Genomic DNA, 17423 nt, shown 5'->3' on the forward strand with positions numbered 1-17423 from the left:
TGCTCAGTCGGCCAGTGCAGCCTTTTGCAGTTCGAAGATTTCGTTCATGCCTTTCTTCGCCAGTTCCAGCATGGCGTTCAGATCTTCAGGCTGGAACGGCGCGCCTTCGGCGGTGCCCTGGACTTCGATGAAGCCACCGGTGCTGGTCATCACCACGTTGAGGTCGGTCTCGGCGGCGGAATCTTCAAGATAGTCCAGATCCAGCACTGGCTCGCCCTGATACATGCCGACCGATACCGCGCCGATCATTTGCTTGAGCGGGTCGCCGCCTTTCAGGCCGCCGCGCTTCTTGATCACTTTCAGTGCATCGACCAGTGCCACCATGGCGCCGGTGATAGAGGCGGTGCGGGTGCCGCCGTCAGCCTGGATCACGTCGCAGTCGACGTACAGGGTCACGTCGCCCAGCTTGGACATGTCCAGCGCAGCGCGTAGCGAACGGCCGATCAGGCGCTGGATTTCCAGGGTGCGGCCGCCCTGCTTGCCACGGCTCGCTTCACGCTGGTTACGCTCGCCGGTCGCGCGCGGCAGCATGCCGTACTCGGCGGTCAACCAGCCCTGGCCTTGCCCTTTGAGGAAGCGCGGCACGCCGTTTTCGACGCTGACGGTGCAGATGACCTTGGTATCACCGAATTCGACCAGTACGGATCCCTCGGCGTGTTTGGTGTAGTTGCGGGTAATGCGGATCGAGCGAAGCTGATCGGCAGCGCGACCACTTGGACGTTTCATAGGGAACACCTGTACTGGGGACGGAAAACTGCCGAGCATTATAGAGCGCTGCACCGCGCCTGGGCACGGGTTAAAAATTCCGACCGTCGACCCAGAGGCCTGAAACGCGCATAACCGACGGCCTGCAGCCCTTTGTCACACCGTGTGTTTGGGCGCATCCGCCGCACTGCGCTACAATCCTGCGCCTTTGCTGCCAGTCGGCTTAAATTCATTGATATCGAGCCTGCGGAACATCCCTTCTGCGCCGATCTGCATTGCGAGGTCACCGCCATGGTGCACAGCATGACCGCCTTCGCCCGCGTCGAGAAAGCCGGCGTCCAGGGCACCCTGAGCTGGGAGCTGCGCTCGGTCAACAGCCGCTATCTGGAACCGCACCTGCGCTTGCCGGAGTCGTTCCGCGACCTCGAGGGCGCCGTGCGTGAAGCCCTACGTCAGGGCCTGTCGCGGGGCAAACTGGAATGCACCCTGCGCTTCACCGAAGAAAGCACCGGCAAGCCGTTGCAGGTCGACCGCGAGCGCGCCGCGCAACTGGTCGCCGCCGCCGAAACCGTTGCCGGCCTGATCAAGAACCCGGCAGCACTCAACCCGCTGGAAGTGCTGGCCTGGCCCGGCGTACTGGTGGCCGACGCCACTGATCCACAGGCGCTGAACGCCGAGGCGCTGGCGCTGTTCAATCAAGGTCTCAAGGAACTCAAGGCCGGCCGCGAGCGCGAAGGCGCGGAGCTGGCACGCCTGATCAACGAGCGCCTGACTTCCATTGAAGAGGACGTCGTGACCTTGCGTGAACTGGTGCCGCAGATGCTCGCGACCCAGCGTCAGAAAGTCCTCGACCGCTTCACCGACATGAAGGCCGAACTGGATCCGCAGCGCCTGGAACAGGAAATGGTCATGCTCGCGCAAAAGAGCGATGTGGCCGAAGAACTGGATCGCTTGAGCACCCACATCATCGAAGTTCGCCGGGTGCTCAAGTCCGGCGGTGCCGCCGGTCGGCGCCTGGACTTCCTGATGCAGGAACTCAACCGCGAAGCCAACACACTGGGCTCCAAGGCCTTCGACCCGCGCAGCACCCAGGCCGCCGTCAACCTCAAGGTGTTGATCGAGCAGATGCGCGAACAAGTGCAGAATATTGAGTAAGGCAACAGACATGACCCACAGCACCGGCACCCTGTACATCATTTCCGCGCCATCGGGCGCAGGCAAGAGCAGCCTGGTCAAGGCTTTGACCGATGCCAATCCGGAGATCCGCGTCTCGATCTCCCACACCACCCGCGCCATGCGTCCGGGTGAAGTGGACGGCGTGAACTATCACTTCGTGACCCGCGAAGAGTTCGTGAAGATGGGCGAGCACGGCGATTTCCTCGAGCGCGCCGAAGTCTTCGGCAACTTCTATGGCACCTCGCAAAGCCGCCTGCAGCAGACGCTGGACGAAGGTCACGACCTGATTCTGGAAATCGACTGGCAAGGCGCCGAACAAGTGCGCAAGCTGATGCCGCAGGCACGCTCGATCTTCATCCTGCCGCCGTCGTTGCAAGCATTGCACCAGCGCCTGACCAACCGTGGCCAGGACAGTGACGAGATCATTGATGGCCGGATGCGCGAAGCCGTCAGCGAGATGAGCCACTATGTCGAGTACGACTATCTGATCATCAACGACGATTTCGCCCATGCACTGGACGATCTTAAGGCGATTTTCCGCGCCAATCAGCTGCAACAGAAACGCCAGCAGGTACGTTTCGGCAAATTACTGGCCGAACTGCTCGGTTAATCAGCACTTCCCAAAACCGCTGCAAGCGCTTTACATTGGTGCTTGCAGCGCGTTGAAGGGTCTGGTCAAAAAATCAGCGCTTCCCTAATCGCTGGTGATTTTTTAAACTGCTCAGTCCGCTCGCCCAACCGGGCAGCGCGCATATTGCATTCGCTCCGAGGAATACCATGGCCCGCGTAACCGTTGAAGACTGCCTAGAACACGTGGAAAACCGCTTTGAGCTGGTCATGCTCTCTACCAAGCGTGCCCGTCAACTGGCCACCGGCGGCAAAGAGCCACTGGTCCAGTGGGAAAACGACAAGCCGACCGTTGTCGCCCTGCGTGAAATCGCAGAAGGCCTGATGAGCTACGAGTTCATCGCCGAGCAGGAAATCGTCCACGAAGACCCGGTCTTCGCTGCGTTCGAGGACGAGTCCAACGAGGCCGTCTAAGCCTATGCCTGGTCGACGTAGCACGGCGCGGGAACACAGCCTACGGCAGGAGTCATCATGCCGAGCATAGACGCCCTCGCCGATCGCTTATCGACCTACCTCGGCAACGACCAGGTCAACCTGGTCCGCCGAGCGTATTTCTACGCCGAACAAGCCCATGACGGTCAGCGCCGTCGCAGCGGCGAGGCGTACGTCACGCATCCTCTTGCGGTGGCGAATATTCTTGCCGACATGCACATGGACCATCAGAGCCTGATGGCCGCGATGCTGCATGACGTGATCGAAGACACCGGTATCGCCAAAGAGGCGCTGCAAGCGCAGTTCGGTGAAACCGTGGCCGAACTGGTCGACGGGGTCAGCAAACTGACCCAGATGAACTTCGAGACCAAGGCCGAAGCCCAGGCCGAAAACTTCCAGAAAATGGCCATGGCCATGGCGCGCGACATTCGCGTGATCCTGGTCAAGCTCGCCGACCGCCTGCACAACATGCGCACGCTGGAAGTGCTGTCCGGGGAAAAACGCCGCCGGATCGCCAAGGAAACCCTCGAAATCTACGCGCCCATCGCCAACCGGCTGGGCATGCACGCCATTCGTATCGAATTCGAAGACCTCGGCTTCAAGGCGATGCACCCGATGCGTTCCGCGCGGATCTACCAGGCGGTCAAGCGCGCCCGGGGCAACCGCAAGGAAATCGTCAACAAGATCGAAGAGTCCCTCGGCCACTGCCTCGCGATCGACGGCATCCAGGGCGAAGTCAGCGGTCGCCAGAAACACCTCTACGGCATCTACAAGAAAATGCGCGGCAAGCGTCGGGCCTTCAACGAGATCATGGACGTCTATGCGTTCCGGATCATCGTCGACAAGGTCGATACCTGCTACCGCGTGCTGGGTGCTGTGCATAATTTGTACAAACCGTTGCCGGGACGCTTCAAGGATTACATCGCGATTCCCAAGGCCAACGGCTATCAGTCGCTGCACACCACGCTGTTTGGCATGCACGGCGTACCGATCGAGATCCAGATCCGCACCCGCGAAATGGAAGAGATGGCCAACAACGGCATTGCCGCACACTGGCTGTACAAATCCAGCGGTGACGAGCAGCCGAAAGGCACTCACGCCCGCGCCCGCCAGTGGGTCAAAGGCGTGCTGGAAATGCAGCAACGTGCCGGCAACTCGCTGGAATTCATCGAGAGCGTGAAGATCGACCTGTTCCCGGACGAGGTCTACGTGTTCACGCCCAAAGGCCGGATCATGGAGCTGCCCAAAGGCTCCACGGCGGTCGACTTTGCCTATGCGGTGCACACCGACGTCGGCAACAGCTGCATCGCCTGCCGGATCAACCGCCGTCTCGCACCGCTGTCCGAACCGCTGCAAAGCGGCTCCACGGTCGAGATCGTCAGCGCACCCGGCGCGCGGCCGAATCCGGCGTGGCTCAACTTCGTGGTCACCGGCAAGGCACGTACGCACATCCGCCATGCACTGAAACTGCAACGTCGCTCCGAGTCCATCAGCCTCGGCGAACGCCTGCTGAACAAGGTGCTCAACGGTTTCGACAGCTCACTGGAGAAAATCCCGGCCGAGCGCGTCAAGGCGATGCTCACCGAATACCGCCTCGAACTGATCGAAGATTTGCTCGAAGACATTGGTCTGGGCAACCGCATGGCCTATGTCGTGGCGCGCCGTCTGCTCGGCGAAGGCGAGCAGCTGCCGAGCCCGGAAGGCCCGTTGGCGATTCGCGGTACCGAAGGTCTGGTGCTCAGTTACGCCAAATGCTGCACGCCGATCCCGGGCGACCCGATTGTCGGGCACCTGTCGGCGGGCAAAGGCATGGTCGTGCACCTGGACAACTGCCGCAACATCAGCGAAATCCGGCACAACCCGGAAAAATGCATCCAGCTCTCGTGGGCCAAGGATGTCACCGGCGAATTCAACGTCGAGCTGCGCGTCGAGCTGGAGCACCAGCGCGGCCTGATCGCCCTGCTGGCCAGCAGCGTCAACGCGGCCGACGGCAATATCGAGAAAATCAGCATGGACGAGCGCGATGGCCGCATCAGCGTCGTCCAACTGGTGGTCAGCGTCCACGACCGTGTGCACCTGGCCCGCGTGATCAAGAAACTGCGCGCCCTGACCGGGGTCATCCGCATCACCCGCATGCGTGCCTAATTCACACCTAACAAGGAGTCATACATGACCAAGACCGTTATCACCAGCGACAAGGCCCCAGCCGCCATCGGTACCTACTCCCAGGCGATCAAGGCCGGCAACACCGTCTACATGTCGGGCCAGATTCCTCTGGACCCAAAGACCATGGAACTGGTTGAAGGCTTCGAAGCCCAGACCGTCCAGGTGTTCGAGAACCTCAAAGCCGTGGCTGAAGCCGCTGGCGGTTCGTTCAAGGACATCGTCAAGCTGAACATCTTCCTCACCGACCTGAGCCACTTCGCCAAGGTCAACGAGATCATGGGCAAGTACTTCGACCAGCCGTACCCAGCGCGCGCCGCCATCGGCGTTGCTGCCCTGCCGAAGGGTTCGCAAGTCGAAATGGATGCCATCCTGGTCATCGAGTAATGCGCACGGCGCAGCCTTCAAACGCTGCGCCGACTGCTCTGCGGTAAAGAAAAGGTTTTGAAAGGATTCCACCATGCGCAAAGCGCTTGCTCTCTCGCTGCTCGCCATTTTCCTCGGCGGCTGTGCCAGCGACCCCGCCGACCGTGACATCAGCGGCACCTGGATCAACCAGGTGGCGATCGACGCTGCTGCCAAGGGCGGCCCCCTGCGCGAAGCGCTTCAGGCCTATGGCCCGAACCTGGAGTGGGACGTCAACACCAAGGCCGGTCAGGCCCGCTACACCAACGGTTTCGAGAACGTCGAAGGACGGCTGCAGGGCGAACAGTCCGGCGCCTGGAAAGTCGACTTCTATGGCAGCTCCGGCAGTGAGCTGAAGCGCGACGGCGGACGGATGAAACAAGCCGCCACCGAGAACGAGCCGGATCAGTTGTTCGACCGCGCACAAATCCCCGTGCCGGAAGGCGCACCGATTGGCGCCAGTTTCGAACGCGCACTGTATTCGGCCTATCTGGGCGGCAGCTGGAAGATTGCCAGCGGCGACGGCGAAGGCAACACCGTGCAGTTCCAGGCCGATGGCCAGGTCTCCGGCCTGCCCGGCGCCGACCGCTATGCCCTGTGCCTGGCAGGCGACTGCGCCTCGATGAACAGCGACCACGACAGCATGTGGCTGCAACTCAACGGCCAGGGCAACAACTGGATCTTTGCCCGCAAAGGCAAGGCGCTGGAGATTTTCCAGGCAGTGAATACCGCACTGGCGGATGAAATGCCGCAGTTCACCCCGGGTGAACGCAAGTGGTTGCTTGAAAAGCAGTAAGCTTCCCCGAGACAGCACATAACCTTGTAGGAGTGAGCCTGCTCGCGATGACGGTTTAACAGCCAACATAAGTGTTGAATGTTATAGCCACATCGCGAGCAGGCTCACTCCTACAGTTGTTTTTGGGTGTCTGGAAGTCAGCACTTACCTTCAAGAATCGCCGCATAGCCTTCACGGTAACTCGGATACTTCGGCGTCCAGCCCAGCGCCTTCGCCCGGGCATTGCTGCAGCGCTTGCTGCCGGTGCGGCGTACGCTGGCGTTTTCCGCCCAATCGGTGACACCCAGATACTCGCGCAACCAGGCGACCACTTCGGCCAGCGGTGCCGGCGCATCGTCCACACCGATATAAATATCCTGCAACGGCGTGCCCTGATGGGCCGCCTGCAGCAGAAACGCCATCAGCCCCGCCGCGTCATCAGCATGAATGCGATTGCCGTACAGCGGCGGCTCGACCGCCACCCGATAACCGCGACGCACCTGGGTCAACAGCCATTCACGTCCGGGGCCGTAAATGCCGGTCAGGCGCACGATGCTCGCCGGGATACCGCTTTTCAGCGCCACTTGCTCAGCCTCAAGCATCACCTGCCCGGAATAGCCGCTGGCGACGGTCGCTGAATGCTCGTCGACCCACTCCCCTTCCTGCTGCCCGTACACACTGCTGCTGGAAACGAACAGCAGCCGCTCAGGGGTCTGCCCATAGTCGTCCAGCCAGCTCAGCACGTTCTGCAAACCCTGCACGTAAGCCGCACGATAACCGGCCTCATCGTGATCGGTTGCCGCTGCGCAATACACCAGATAATCCACCGCCCCGAACGGCCAGTTTTCCGGGCAATCTTCCTTGAACAGGTCACCGGCGACGCCGATGACGCCATCCGGCAAACGCGAAACATCACGGCGCAGACCATGCACCTCCCAGCCGGCGGCCAACAATTGCGTAGCCAGACGACTGCCGACGTCACCGCAACCGGCAATCAAAACAGAAGGCGCGGACATGAAAAAACTCCCAAACGAAAGGAACAGACTAGCCCTCGCAAAGGACGAACGGCTAGCAATGAAGGAAAAAAAGAAACTCTATTACTTTTGTTAACAAGAATTACTTGCAATAATGCACCCCACTTTTGTTCTCGGCCTCACGAGGCCTGGAAGAGCATCACCGTTTTTCTACCTCAGGTCCGGCCAGCATGACACGTAATCAATTCCCCGCTTCGCCAACCACACGACCTCGCGCCTGGAGCGCGGTGGCGGCCCTGCTGCTCAGCCTGATGCTGGCGCCGACCGCTGCTTTCGCTGACGCACAAGCGCCAGCCGCTCCGGCTGCCACCGAACAGCACGCGCCTGCTACCGCCGCGCCAGCCGCCACCGACCCGGTACAGGCTGTAGACGCCAGCGCAGCAGACGCGCCTGAAGTGCTCGAACCTGACAACAGCTTGGGCATGGCCCACGACCTGTCGCCATGGGGCATGTACCAGAACGCGGACATCATCGTGAAAATCGTGATGATCGGTCTGGCCATCGCTTCCATCATCACCTGGACCATCTGGATCGCCAAAGGCTTCGAGCTGATGGGCGCCAAGCGTCGTCTGCGCGGTGAAATCGCTGCCCTGAAAAAAGCCGCGACCCTCAAGGAAGCCAGCGCCACTGCGGCAAAGGAAGGCACCCTCGCCAACCTGCTGGTGCACGACGCCCTCGAAGAGATGCGCCTGTCGGTCAACAGCCGCGAGAAAGAAGGCATCAAGGAGCGCGTCAGCTTCCGTCTTGAGCGTCTGGTCGCTGCCTGTGGCCGCAACATGAGCAGCGGCACCGGCGTTCTTGCCACCATCGGTTCCACCGCGCCGTTCGTCGGCCTGTTCGGTACCGTGTGGGGCATCATGAACAGCTTCATCGGCATCGCCAAGACCCAGACCACCAACCTTGCCGTCGTGGCGCCGGGCATCGCCGAAGCGCTGCTGGCCACCGCGCTGGGCCTGGTTGCTGCGATTCCTGCGGTGGTGATCTACAACGTGTTCGCCCGCTCCATCGCCGGCTACAAGGCGCAGGTGTCCGACGCTTCGGCGCAGGTCCTGTTGCTGGTCAGCCGTGACCTCGATCACCAGCCTGAGCGCAGCAGCTCGCAACCACACATGGTGAAAGTGGGGTAATCGGCCATGGGCCTGCATTTGAAAGAAGGCGCAGACGACGATCTGGCCGAGAACCACGAAATCAACGTCACGCCGTTCATCGACGTGATGCTGGTACTGCTGATCATCTTCATGGTGGCCGCGCCGCTGGCTACCGTGGACATCAAAGTCGACCTCCCTGCTTCGACCGCCAAACCGGCGCCGCGCCCGGAGAAACCGGTGTTCCTCAGCGTTAAAGCTGATCAGCGCCTGTACATCGGCGACGACGAAGTCAATGCCGATACCCTTGGCGCCGTGCTCGACGCCAAGACCCAGGGCAAAAAAGACACCACCATCTTCTTCCAGGCCGACAAGGGCGTGGACTACGGCGACCTGATGAGCGTGATGGATAAATTGCGCTCGGCCGGTTACCTGAAGGTCGGTCTGGTGGGCCTCGAGAGCGCAGCCAAGAAATGATCACGACGCGCCATAAGCTGACGCGTTACAGCGGTAGCCTGGCCGTGGTGCTGGGCGTTCACGCGCTGGCCATCGCGCTGGCGCTGAACTGGACCGCCCGCCCGCCCATCGAACTGCCGCCGCAGGCAATGATGGTTGAGCTGGCACCGGTTCCGACCCCGCCACCGCCTGCTCCGCCGAAAGTCGTCACACCGCCGCAGCCACCGGCTCCGGTCGAAGAGTTGCCGATTCCGAAACTGGCTGAAGCACCCAAGCCCGAGATTGCCGTACCGAAGCCCAAACCCAAGCCAAAGCCGAAACCGCAGCCGCCCAAACCGGTGGAGAAAAAACCGGAACCGGTGAAGGAAAAACCTTCCGAGGAAAAACCGGCGGAGACGCAGCCGACCCAGGCCCCGACGGAGAAATCCGCCCAGCCGGCACCGGGACCGTCGCCCGCACAAATGGCCGCCAAGGCCAGCTGGCAAAACACCCTGCTCGCGCACTTGGGCAAGTACAAAAAGTACCCGCAAAGCGCACAGGCACGGGGCAAGGAAGGCCTGAACCGTCTGCGTTTCGTGGTGGATGCCGAAGGTAATGTGCTGTCGTTCGAACTGGTGGGCCGCTCGGGCAACGCCGATCTGGACCGGGCCACCCTGGAAATGATCCGCCGCGCACAACCGCTGCCCAAGCCACCGGCCGACATGCTCAACAACGGCTCGATCGAAATTGTCGCGCCGTTTGTGTACTCGCTGGATAAACGCCGCTGATCCATTGTGGGAGCGGGCTTGCTCGCGAAAGCGTCGTGTCTGTCGACATCCATGTATCTGACACACCGCATTCGCGAGCAAGCCCGCTCCCACAGGGTCGACAGTGAGATCGAAAAGGCACCGAAAGGTGCCTTTTGCCTATCTGGCAACGGCAAACTCACATTGCCCGGTGTCGCATTCCTCACTCAGTCTGATAACGTGCGTCTATCGATTGCAGCCGTTATGCTTGGCCCGCAACTTCATGGACGCTTGCTATGACCCTCACAGAATTACGCTACATCGTTACCCTCGCCCAAGAGCAGCACTTCGGCCACGCCGCCGAGCGTTGCCACGTCAGTCAGCCGACCCTGTCGGTGGGCGTGAAAAAACTTGAAGACGAACTCGGTGTGCTGATTTTCGAGCGCAGTAAAAGCGCCGTGCGCCTGACCCCGGTCGGCGAAGGCATCGTCGCCCAGGCGCAGAAAGTCCTGGAGCAGGCCCAAGGCATCCGTGAACTGGCCCAGGCCGGCAAGAACCAACTGACCGCCCCGCTGAAAGTCGGCGCGATCTACACCGTCGGGCCGTACCTGTTCCCGCACCTGATTCCACAACTGCACCGGGTCGCCCCGCAGATGCCGTTGTACATCGAAGAAAACTTCACCCACGTGCTGCGCGACAAACTGCGCAATGGCGAGCTCGACGCGATCATCATCGCCCTGCCGTTCAACGAAGCCGACGTGCTGACCCTGCCGCTGTACGACGAGCCGTTCTACGTCTTGATGCCGGCCCAGCACCCGTGGACGCAAAAGGAATCCATCGACGCTGCCCTGCTCAACGACAAGAGCCTGCTGCTGCTCGGCGAAGGCCACTGCTTCCGCGACCAGGTGCTTGAGGCCTGCCCGACCCTGACCAAGGGCAACGACGGCGCCAAGCACACCACGGTGGAATCCAGCTCGCTGGAAACCATCCGCCACATGGTCGCGTCCGGTTTGGGCATCTCGATCCTGCCGCTGTCAGCGGTGGACAGCCACCACTACGCCCCGGGCGTGATCGAAGTACGCCCGCTGTCGGCGCCGGTGCCATTCCGCACCGTGGCGATTGCCTGGCGCGCGAGCTTCCCACGGCCGAAAGCCATCGAGATCCTCGCCGACTCCGTTCGCCTGTGCTCGGTGGCCAAGCCCGCCGCACCGGTCACGGCCGGTTAAGCCAGCGTCATGACTGAGCTGTCGCAGGTGTCGGTCACCGCACTCAAGGGTGTCGGCGAAGCCATGGCCGAGAAACTGGCCAAGGTCGGCCTGGAGAATCTCCAGGACGTGCTGTTTCACCTGCCGCTGCGTTATCAGGATCGCACCCGCGTGGTGCCGATCGGCCACTTGCGACCGGGCCAGGACGCCGTGGTCGAAGGCACCGTCAGCGGCGCCGACGTGGTCATGGGCCGGCGTCGCAGCCTGGTGGTGCGCATGCAGGACGGCACCGGCGGACTGAGTCTGCGCTTCTACCATTTCAGCAACGCGCAGAAAGAAGGCCTCAAGCGCGGTACGCGGATTCGCTGCTACGGCGAGGTGCGGCCCGGCGCTTCGGGGCTGGAAATCTACCACCCGGAATACCGCGCCATCACCGGTGACGAACCGCCGCCGGTGGATGAAACCCTGACCCCGGTTTACCCGCTCACCGAAGGCCTGACCCAACAGCGCCTGCGCCAGTTGTGCATGCAGACCCTGACGCTGCTCAAGCCAAACACCCTGCCCGACTGGCTGCCGACCGAACTGGCCCGCGACTACCAACTGGCGCCGCTGGCCGACGCGATCCGCTACCTGCACAACCCGCCCGCCGACGCCGATGTCGATGAGCTGGCCCTCGGTCATCACTGGGCCCAGCATCGGCTGGCCTTCGAAGAGCTGCTGACCCATCAACTGTCGCAACAACGTCTGCGCGAAAGCATGCGTTCACTGCGCGCGCCAGCGATGTCGAAGGCGAAAAACCTGCCGCCGAAATACCTGGCCAACCTCGGCTTCAACCCGACCGGCGCGCAACAACGCGTGGGCAACGAAATCGCCTACGACCTCAGCCAGCACGAACCGATGCTGCGGCTGATTCAGGGCGATGTTGGCGCGGGAAAAACCGTGGTCGCCGCCCTCGCGGCACTGCAAGCACTGGAGGCCGGTTATCAGGTCGCACTGATGGCGCCGACCGAGATCCTCGCCGAGCAACACTTCATCACCTTCAAGCGCTGGCTCGAGCCGCTGGGCATCGACGTGGCGTGGCTGGCCGGCAAGCTCAAGGGCAAAAATCGCGTCGCCGCACTGGAACAGATCGCCAGCGGCACGCCGATGGTGGTTGGCACCCACGCGCTGTTTCAGGACGAAGTGCAGTTCAAGAATCTGGCACTGGTGATCATCGACGAACAACACCGCTTCGGCGTGCAGCAGCGTCTGGCGCTGCGGCAGAAAGGCGTCGGCGGGCGCATGTGTCCGCACCAACTGATCATGACCGCCACGCCGATCCCACGCACGCTGGCGATGAGCGCCTACGCCGATCTCGACACCTCGATCCTCGACGAACTGCCGCCCGGTCGCACCCCGGTCAACACCGTGCTGGTCACCGACACCCGTCGCGTCGAAGTCATCGAACGGGTGCGCAGCGCCTGCGCCGAAGGGCGTCAGGCCTACTGGGTGTGCACGCTGATCGAAGAGTCGGAAGAGCTGACCTGTCAGGCCGCCGAAACCACGTTCGAAGACCTCACCGCCGCACTCGGCGAGCTGAAAGTCGGGCTGATCCACGGGCGCATGAAGCCTGCCGAGAAAGCAGCGGTCATGGCCGAATTCAAGGCCGGCAACCTGCAACTGCTGGTCGCCACCACCGTGATCGAAGTCGGCGTCGACGTGCCCAACGCCAGCCTGATGATCATCGAAAACCCCGAGCGCCTCGGCCTCGCACAGTTGCACCAGTTGCGCGGCCGGGTTGGCCGGGGCAGCGCGGTCAGCCATTGCGTGCTGCTCTACCATCCGCCGCTGTCGCAGATCGGCCGCCAGCGCCTGGGCATCATGCGCGAGACCAACGACGGTTTCGTCATCGCCGAAAAAGACCTCGAACTGCGCGGCCCCGGCGAAATGCTCGGCACGCGCCAGACCGGTCTGCTGCAATTCAAAGTCGCCGACCTGATGCGCGACGCCGATCTGCTGCCCGCCGTACGCGATGCCGCGCAAGCGCTGCTGGAACGCTGGCCGACTCACGTCAGCCCATTGCTCGACCGCTGGCTGCGTCACGGGCAGCAATACGGCCAAGTGTGAGCACCGTCGCAGTTTGTGCAGGATCGTTCCTACAGAGCTGGTTATACTCCTGCCATTGTTTCAAAAACGGATACAGACCATGACTGACGCAGCTCTCGCCCCCGAACTCCCGCACGCGCCGTCTGTAATTCGGCTGCTGCTCGGCAAGCTGGGGATCGCCTACGAAGAAGTGCTCGACCACCACGGCCTCAACGCTTCGCGCAAGGTACAAGCCGTGTTGCTGGACGATGCTGTCGGCGCGCTGATGGTGCTGTTTCCGCAGAGCCAGTTGCTGGACCTCAATCGCCTCGCCGAACTCACGGGCCGACGCCTGACCGCCGTGTCCACCGAGCGCCTGGAAAAGATGCTCGGCAAACACAGCCTGAGCCTGCTGCCGGGCCTGCCGGCGCTGACCAGCTCGCCGTGTCTCTACGAAGAAAGCCTGCTGCGCGAACAGAAGCTGCTGATCAACTCCGGCGAGCCGGGCCTGCTGCTGGAAATCACCAGCGAAGCCTTCAAGAGCATGCTGACCAAGGCCAGCGCCGCCAACTTCGGCGAAGCCCTGAGCAGCATCCGCCCGAACCTCGACCGCCCGGACGATGACCGCGAGGAAATCACCCAGGCCGTGCAGGCGTTCACTGCACGCCGGATTCAGCAGCGTCTGGAAGCGACCATCGAGATTCCGCCTCTGGCCGAGACGGCGCAAAAAATCATCAAGCTGCGCGTCGACCCCAACGCCACCATCGACGACATCACCGGCGTGGTCGAAACCGACCCAGCGCTGGCCGCACAGGTTGTGAGCTGGGCGGCGTCGCCGTACTACGCCTCGCCGGGCAAGATCCGCTCGGTGGAAGACGCGATCGTTCGCGTGCTCGGTTTCGATCTGGTGATCAACCTCGCCCTGGGCCTGGCCCTCGGCAAGACCCTGAGTCTGCCGAAAGACCACCCGCAACACACCACGCCTTACTGGCAGCAGTCGATCTACACCGCCGCCGTCATCGAAGGCCTGACCCGCGCCATGCCGCGCGCCCAGCGCCCGGAAGCCGGCCTGACCTACCTCGCCGGTCTGCTGCACAACTTCGGTTACCTGCTGCTGGCTCACGTGTTCCCGCCGCACTTCTCACTGATCTGCCGCCACCTGGAGGTCAACCCGCACCTGTGCCACAGCTACATCGAGCAGCACCTGTTGGGCATCAGCCGCGAACAGATCGGCTCGTGGCTGATGCGCTACTGGGACATGCCCGATGAACTGGCCACCGCCCTGCGCTTCCAGCACGACCCAAGCTACGACGGCGCCTACGCCGAATACCCGAATCTCGTCTGCCTGGCCGTGCGCCTGCTGCGCAGCCGCGGCATCGGCTCCGGCCCCGACGAAGACATCCCCGACGCCCTGCTCGAACGCGTCGGTCTGACCCGCGACAAAGCCAACGACGTGGTCAGCAAAGTCCTCGAAGCCGAAGTCCTGCTGCGCGAACTGGCCTCGCAATTCAGCCAGGCCTGAACCAAAACAGGCCCGCTCCCCCCAGGATTTATACAAATCCCTGTGGGAGCGAGCCTGCTCGCGAAGAATCCAACTCAATTTACCTGCCTGACACAAAACCTGTGGTGAGGGGATTTATCCCCGACCGACTGCGCAGCAGTCGCAAACCCAGCCAACAGGGTGTGTCAGTTATATCGAGGTCTCAGGTTTTGGGGCCGCTGCGCAGCCCATCGGGGATAAATCCCCTCGCCACGACAGCCCATCTTCTCAGGCCTTAGGCTTGGCCTTCCTCGGCTTCAAATACTTCATCAACCCCTGAAACCACATCACCAGCGCCGGATTCCCCTTCAGCTGAATCGACTTGTCCTGAATCCCCTGCATAAACGCCAGCTGCTTGTTCTTCGCCTGCATCGTGGCAAAGGCATAACCCGCATCCTTGAACGCAATCGCAAACGCCGGCTCCGCCACCACACCCGACTTGCTGGTAACGCGCTGATTCTTCACCACGAAATGCCGCGCCACTTTCCCGTCCAGCGTTTGCAGCTGAAACACCAGATCCTTGTCACCCAACTGCTGCTGGAACGCAGGATTTGTCCGGCTGGCCTTACCCATCAACAGACCCAGCATCCACAGAAGAAAACGAAATTTCATGCGCACAGCCTCAAAAGGAAAATGAACGGCCGGGGCAGTGTAAGGGATTCAGACGATAACGCCACTATCGGCCGCTATTGGAAGATGATGCAGACCATTTCCCGCACGATGACCGCCAAGTCACGCTTCTGCATCCCACTTCCTACACCTGTTGAAACACATCCCTGTAGGAGCTGCCGAAGGCTGCGATCTTTTGATCTTCCGGCCTGCAAACCTATGGGAAATTTCCTGCAAGGCGTGGTGTTGTGCGTGAACTAGGCAGGATGAGGGTTCATCGATAGCCTCAATAGGTCACCACGAATTGGTGATACGGACGTGCAAGTCCGGCGGGAGTCCACATTGGTTATGGCAATTCGCCGAGCGTTTTCCTATGCTCGCGGATCGTTATGGCTGCTGTGTATGGGAGGCCTTCGGGTCTGCCGGGTGACTCCACCGGTCTTGCACACCTATGCACAGCTGCCACCACTTTCGAAGTGCGAGCGAAACGGTGTCGGCTCCTGAAACTGGAGTAAGACCGAATGATCAAACCAACACCCAATCCCCCCGAAACCCCAGACATATCGCCCTACGAATCGCTTGAATCCAAGAAATTCCACGAAGCCGCCGAACGCGCCCTCGACCACCACTTCAAACCGCGCACCGAATCCCAACCCAAACGTGAAACCGGCCTCTTCAGCCTCACCCCAGGCACCGATGCCGAAGCCCTGATGGCCAACGCCTCCGAAGACCTCCTGTCCATCAGCGCCATCGCCTGCGACCTCGCCGACGACCTCCACGGCTCCCGCCGCTCGGTAGCACTGGCCCTGAGCAGAATGGCGGATGGGGTGCGATTGATGGTGGAAGGGACGCTCGACCATATTGAAGTGCGGAACCTGGCAGCCAAGTCCTAGCGAAATTTGCGGATGAAAAAAGGGGACGTTAAGTCCCCTTTCTGCACCTATCGGTAAAAAATCCAGACACAAAAAAACTGCCAATCAGGCAGCTTTTTCGAGAATCCGAAACCTTCAGCCGGCCAGTCGACCGACAGGCTCGAAATCACTGCCTTTGGACAGTGCGACATCCAGAAAGCGGCTGTGCTTACCGGAACGTTTGGCCAAAACCTCACGAGCTTCGGCCTGGAACCGGGCAGCCATCATAGGCTTGGGTTCATGTTTGGACTTTTTCATGGAAACCTCTCGGGTCTCGAAATTTGACTGGATAGTATTACCGCTCAACCCCAATAACAAGCCGGCCCGTCGGATCAAAGCCAAACCCTAAACTCTCATACAACGGTATAGCAGCGGCGGCTGGTTCTTGAACTTCAATTTCCGTACAACCTATTAAGATCGCGTAGTTTTCAATCGCGGTTAGCGCCAAAGCAGCCACGGTGCCTCGCAACGGATGAGATCTGTCCGGCTTGCCCTCCAGAATCACAATCTTGATGCACAGCTTGCTCTTGCGAGGTGAGGCATAACACAACCCACATAATTCCCGGTCGAACCAAAGCGAGACATCAAAGCCTCGGATGTCAGCCTGCTTCCATTGATGCACGTCATGCCATGGGTATAGCGTAGCCTCATCCCCCCACAGATCGGCGGCTTCAATGGCAGCAAGAGTAATGGGCTCATATCGAATTTGAGTTGTATCAATACCTCTGGTTATGAGGTTCTGGTTCTCGCGCGCCAGGGCTTCCGCTGCCTTACGCGCCTCAGATCTCCAGATCTGGTAGCGATACCCGTTCCCTCGACTCTTGGACATGGACAACCACTGGCAATTTTCAAGGTCGAGAGAGTAACGGCGTTTGAAAGCTTTTGAACATCAACAGAAATACCCTGACATTGATTATCTGGTCCGAGCAATCCGCGGCCCTTTAGCCTCAGCCCACTTACGCCATCGTTCATCGGCAGGACGGGTGAGATTGGTTACGCCGTAACGAGATTTGTGGATGTAAAAAAGGGGACGTTAGGTCCCCTTTCTTCAAGACTTTATCCCCACTGACAACCCGTCTCTGGGGAGGCCTCGATGCTGAAGTCTTCATCGAACGAATACTGTTTTCCGGATTTGTAATTCGTGTAACGCATTGAGTTCACCCGAGCGCCTTGCGTTGCAATGACATACTGCCCTGTCACTGCACCGTCTGAAACTTCCACCCAAGTCGTCGTGAATTCGTAGGGGCCGTCCTCCGTCATGACGTATTCTTCGGTTCGGTGATGAACCAGAGCAATGGCGTTCTTCGACTTGCTATACCTGACACTTGCGCCGCTCCATTTGGCGGCCGCGTCGTAATAGGTTCTGAATTCAAAATCGATATTTTTGCCTTCCAGCGAGCGGAAGCACCTTACCTGTGTAGAAACTTCACTGTGCGCAGCCAGTGGCATTAGAAGAAGCACAGAAATAAACGCAGGCAAAAATTTCAAACCGAACATTCCTTTAGCGGTTT

The 17423-nt window shown here is 60.8% G+C and carries 19 protein-coding genes; 13 read left to right on the plus strand and 6 right to left on the minus strand.

What is annotated here, in order from left to right; genetic code table 11:
• Window positions 1-3: 3 nt before the first annotated feature.
• Window positions 4-726 carry a ribonuclease PH gene (gene rph, locus E4T63_RS27585; RefSeq protein WP_027610407.1) on the minus strand — a complete coding sequence of 241 codons (723 nt, stop codon included), beginning with the start codon at window positions 724-726 and terminating at the stop codon, window positions 4-6.
• 270 nt (window positions 727-996) lie between these two features.
• Here rph and E4T63_RS27590 point away from each other — a divergent pair, with 270 nt between their 5' ends.
• The 6 genes from E4T63_RS27590 to E4T63_RS27615 all read left to right on the plus strand — a co-directional run bounded on the left by E4T63_RS27590 (window position 997) and on the right by E4T63_RS27615 (window position 6304).
• Window positions 997-1860: a YicC/YloC family endoribonuclease gene (locus E4T63_RS27590; protein WP_102356281.1), complete on the plus strand. Its 864-nt coding sequence runs from the start codon at window positions 997-999 to the stop codon at window positions 1858-1860.
• Window positions 1861-1870: 10 nt separating this feature from the next.
• Window positions 1871-2491: a guanylate kinase gene (gmk, locus tag E4T63_RS27595; protein WP_003229498.1), complete on the plus strand. Its 621-nt coding sequence runs from the start codon at window positions 1871-1873 to the stop codon at window positions 2489-2491.
• 167 nt (window positions 2492-2658) lie between these two features.
• A complete protein-coding gene (gene rpoZ, locus E4T63_RS27600; RefSeq protein WP_003229503.1) occupies window positions 2659-2922 on the plus strand; it encodes a DNA-directed RNA polymerase subunit omega in 264 nt (87 codons plus the stop codon).
• A gap of 57 nt (window positions 2923-2979) precedes the next feature.
• Window positions 2980-5085, plus strand: a complete 2106-nt coding sequence (gene spoT, locus E4T63_RS27605) for a bifunctional GTP diphosphokinase/guanosine-3',5'-bis pyrophosphate 3'-pyrophosphohydrolase (protein ID WP_007920338.1) — start codon at window positions 2980-2982, stop codon at window positions 5083-5085.
• A gap of 24 nt (window positions 5086-5109) precedes the next feature.
• Window positions 5110-5490, plus strand: a complete 381-nt coding sequence (locus tag E4T63_RS27610; RefSeq protein ID WP_003229509.1) for a RidA family protein — start codon at window positions 5110-5112, stop codon at window positions 5488-5490.
• A gap of 73 nt (window positions 5491-5563) precedes the next feature.
• A complete protein-coding gene (locus E4T63_RS27615; protein WP_027610405.1) occupies window positions 5564-6304 on the plus strand; it encodes a hypothetical protein in 741 nt (246 codons plus the stop codon).
• A gap of 137 nt (window positions 6305-6441) precedes the next feature.
• Here E4T63_RS27615 and E4T63_RS27620 read toward each other — a convergent pair whose 3' ends face one another.
• Window positions 6442-7299, minus strand: coding sequence for an SDR family oxidoreductase (locus E4T63_RS27620; RefSeq protein WP_135296837.1), 858 nt, complete (start codon window positions 7297-7299; stop codon window positions 6442-6444).
• A gap of 188 nt (window positions 7300-7487) precedes the next feature.
• On the opposite strand from E4T63_RS27620, the gene exbB reads away from it, so the two are divergent.
• The 6 genes from exbB to E4T63_RS27650 all read left to right on the plus strand — a co-directional run bounded on the left by exbB (window position 7488) and on the right by E4T63_RS27650 (window position 14374).
• Entirely contained in the window at window positions 7488-8444 is a 957-nt protein-coding gene (exbB, locus tag E4T63_RS27625) for a tonB-system energizer ExbB (protein ID WP_098966280.1), read from the plus strand.
• A 6-nt stretch (window positions 8445-8450) separates the two neighbouring features.
• Complete coding sequence (gene exbD / locus E4T63_RS27630; RefSeq protein WP_007962355.1) at window positions 8451-8879, plus strand: TonB system transport protein ExbD; 429 nt, start codon at window positions 8451-8453, stop codon at window positions 8877-8879.
• Window positions 8876-9625, plus strand: coding sequence for an energy transducer TonB family protein (locus tag E4T63_RS27635; protein ID WP_135296838.1), 750 nt, complete (start codon window positions 8876-8878; stop codon window positions 9623-9625). The genes exbD and E4T63_RS27635 overlap by 4 nt, the downstream gene beginning before the upstream one ends.
• A gap of 254 nt (window positions 9626-9879) precedes the next feature.
• Window positions 9880-10809: a hydrogen peroxide-inducible genes activator gene (locus tag E4T63_RS27640; RefSeq protein ID WP_027610401.1), complete on the plus strand. Its 930-nt coding sequence runs from the start codon at window positions 9880-9882 to the stop codon at window positions 10807-10809.
• Between the two features lie 9 nt (window positions 10810-10818).
• Entirely contained in the window at window positions 10819-12894 is a 2076-nt protein-coding gene (gene recG, locus E4T63_RS27645) for an ATP-dependent DNA helicase RecG (RefSeq protein ID WP_135296839.1), read from the plus strand.
• Between the two features lie 79 nt (window positions 12895-12973).
• On the plus strand, window positions 12974-14374 hold the full coding sequence (locus E4T63_RS27650; RefSeq protein ID WP_135296840.1) for an aminoacyl-tRNA deacylase and HDOD domain-containing protein: 1401 nt from the start codon (window positions 12974-12976) through the stop codon (window positions 14372-14374).
• A 246-nt stretch (window positions 14375-14620) separates the two neighbouring features.
• Here the strand turns inward: E4T63_RS27650 and E4T63_RS27655 are convergent, their stop codons facing one another.
• Window positions 14621-15004: a helicase gene (locus E4T63_RS27655; protein WP_135296841.1), complete on the minus strand. Its 384-nt coding sequence runs from the start codon at window positions 15002-15004 to the stop codon at window positions 14621-14623.
• 518 nt (window positions 15005-15522) lie between these two features.
• On the opposite strand from E4T63_RS27655, the gene E4T63_RS27660 reads away from it, so the two are divergent.
• The gene (locus tag E4T63_RS27660; RefSeq protein ID WP_027610398.1) at window positions 15523-15894 is read left to right on the plus strand and encodes a DUF6124 family protein; all 372 of its coding nucleotides are present in this window, start codon (window positions 15523-15525) and stop codon (window positions 15892-15894) included.
• Window positions 15895-16008: 114 nt separating this feature from the next.
• Here the strand turns inward: E4T63_RS27660 and E4T63_RS28595 are convergent, their stop codons facing one another.
• From E4T63_RS28595 to E4T63_RS27670, 3 genes are all read right to left on the minus strand, one after another.
• Complete coding sequence (locus E4T63_RS28595) at window positions 16009-16170, minus strand: hypothetical protein (protein WP_167797088.1); 162 nt, start codon at window positions 16168-16170, stop codon at window positions 16009-16011.
• 37 nt (window positions 16171-16207) lie between these two features.
• The gene (locus tag E4T63_RS27665; RefSeq protein ID WP_064589829.1) at window positions 16208-16741 is read right to left on the minus strand and encodes an N-acetyltransferase; all 534 of its coding nucleotides are present in this window, start codon (window positions 16739-16741) and stop codon (window positions 16208-16210) included.
• Window positions 16742-16968: 227 nt separating this feature from the next.
• Entirely contained in the window at window positions 16969-17409 is a 441-nt protein-coding gene (locus E4T63_RS27670; RefSeq protein WP_102356290.1) for a hypothetical protein, read from the minus strand.
• Window positions 17410-17423 lie beyond the last annotated feature (14 nt).

Source organism: Pseudomonas fluorescens, assembly GCF_004683905.1.
Classification (GTDB): Bacteria; Pseudomonadota; Gammaproteobacteria; order Pseudomonadales; family Pseudomonadaceae; genus Aquipseudomonas; species Aquipseudomonas putida_A.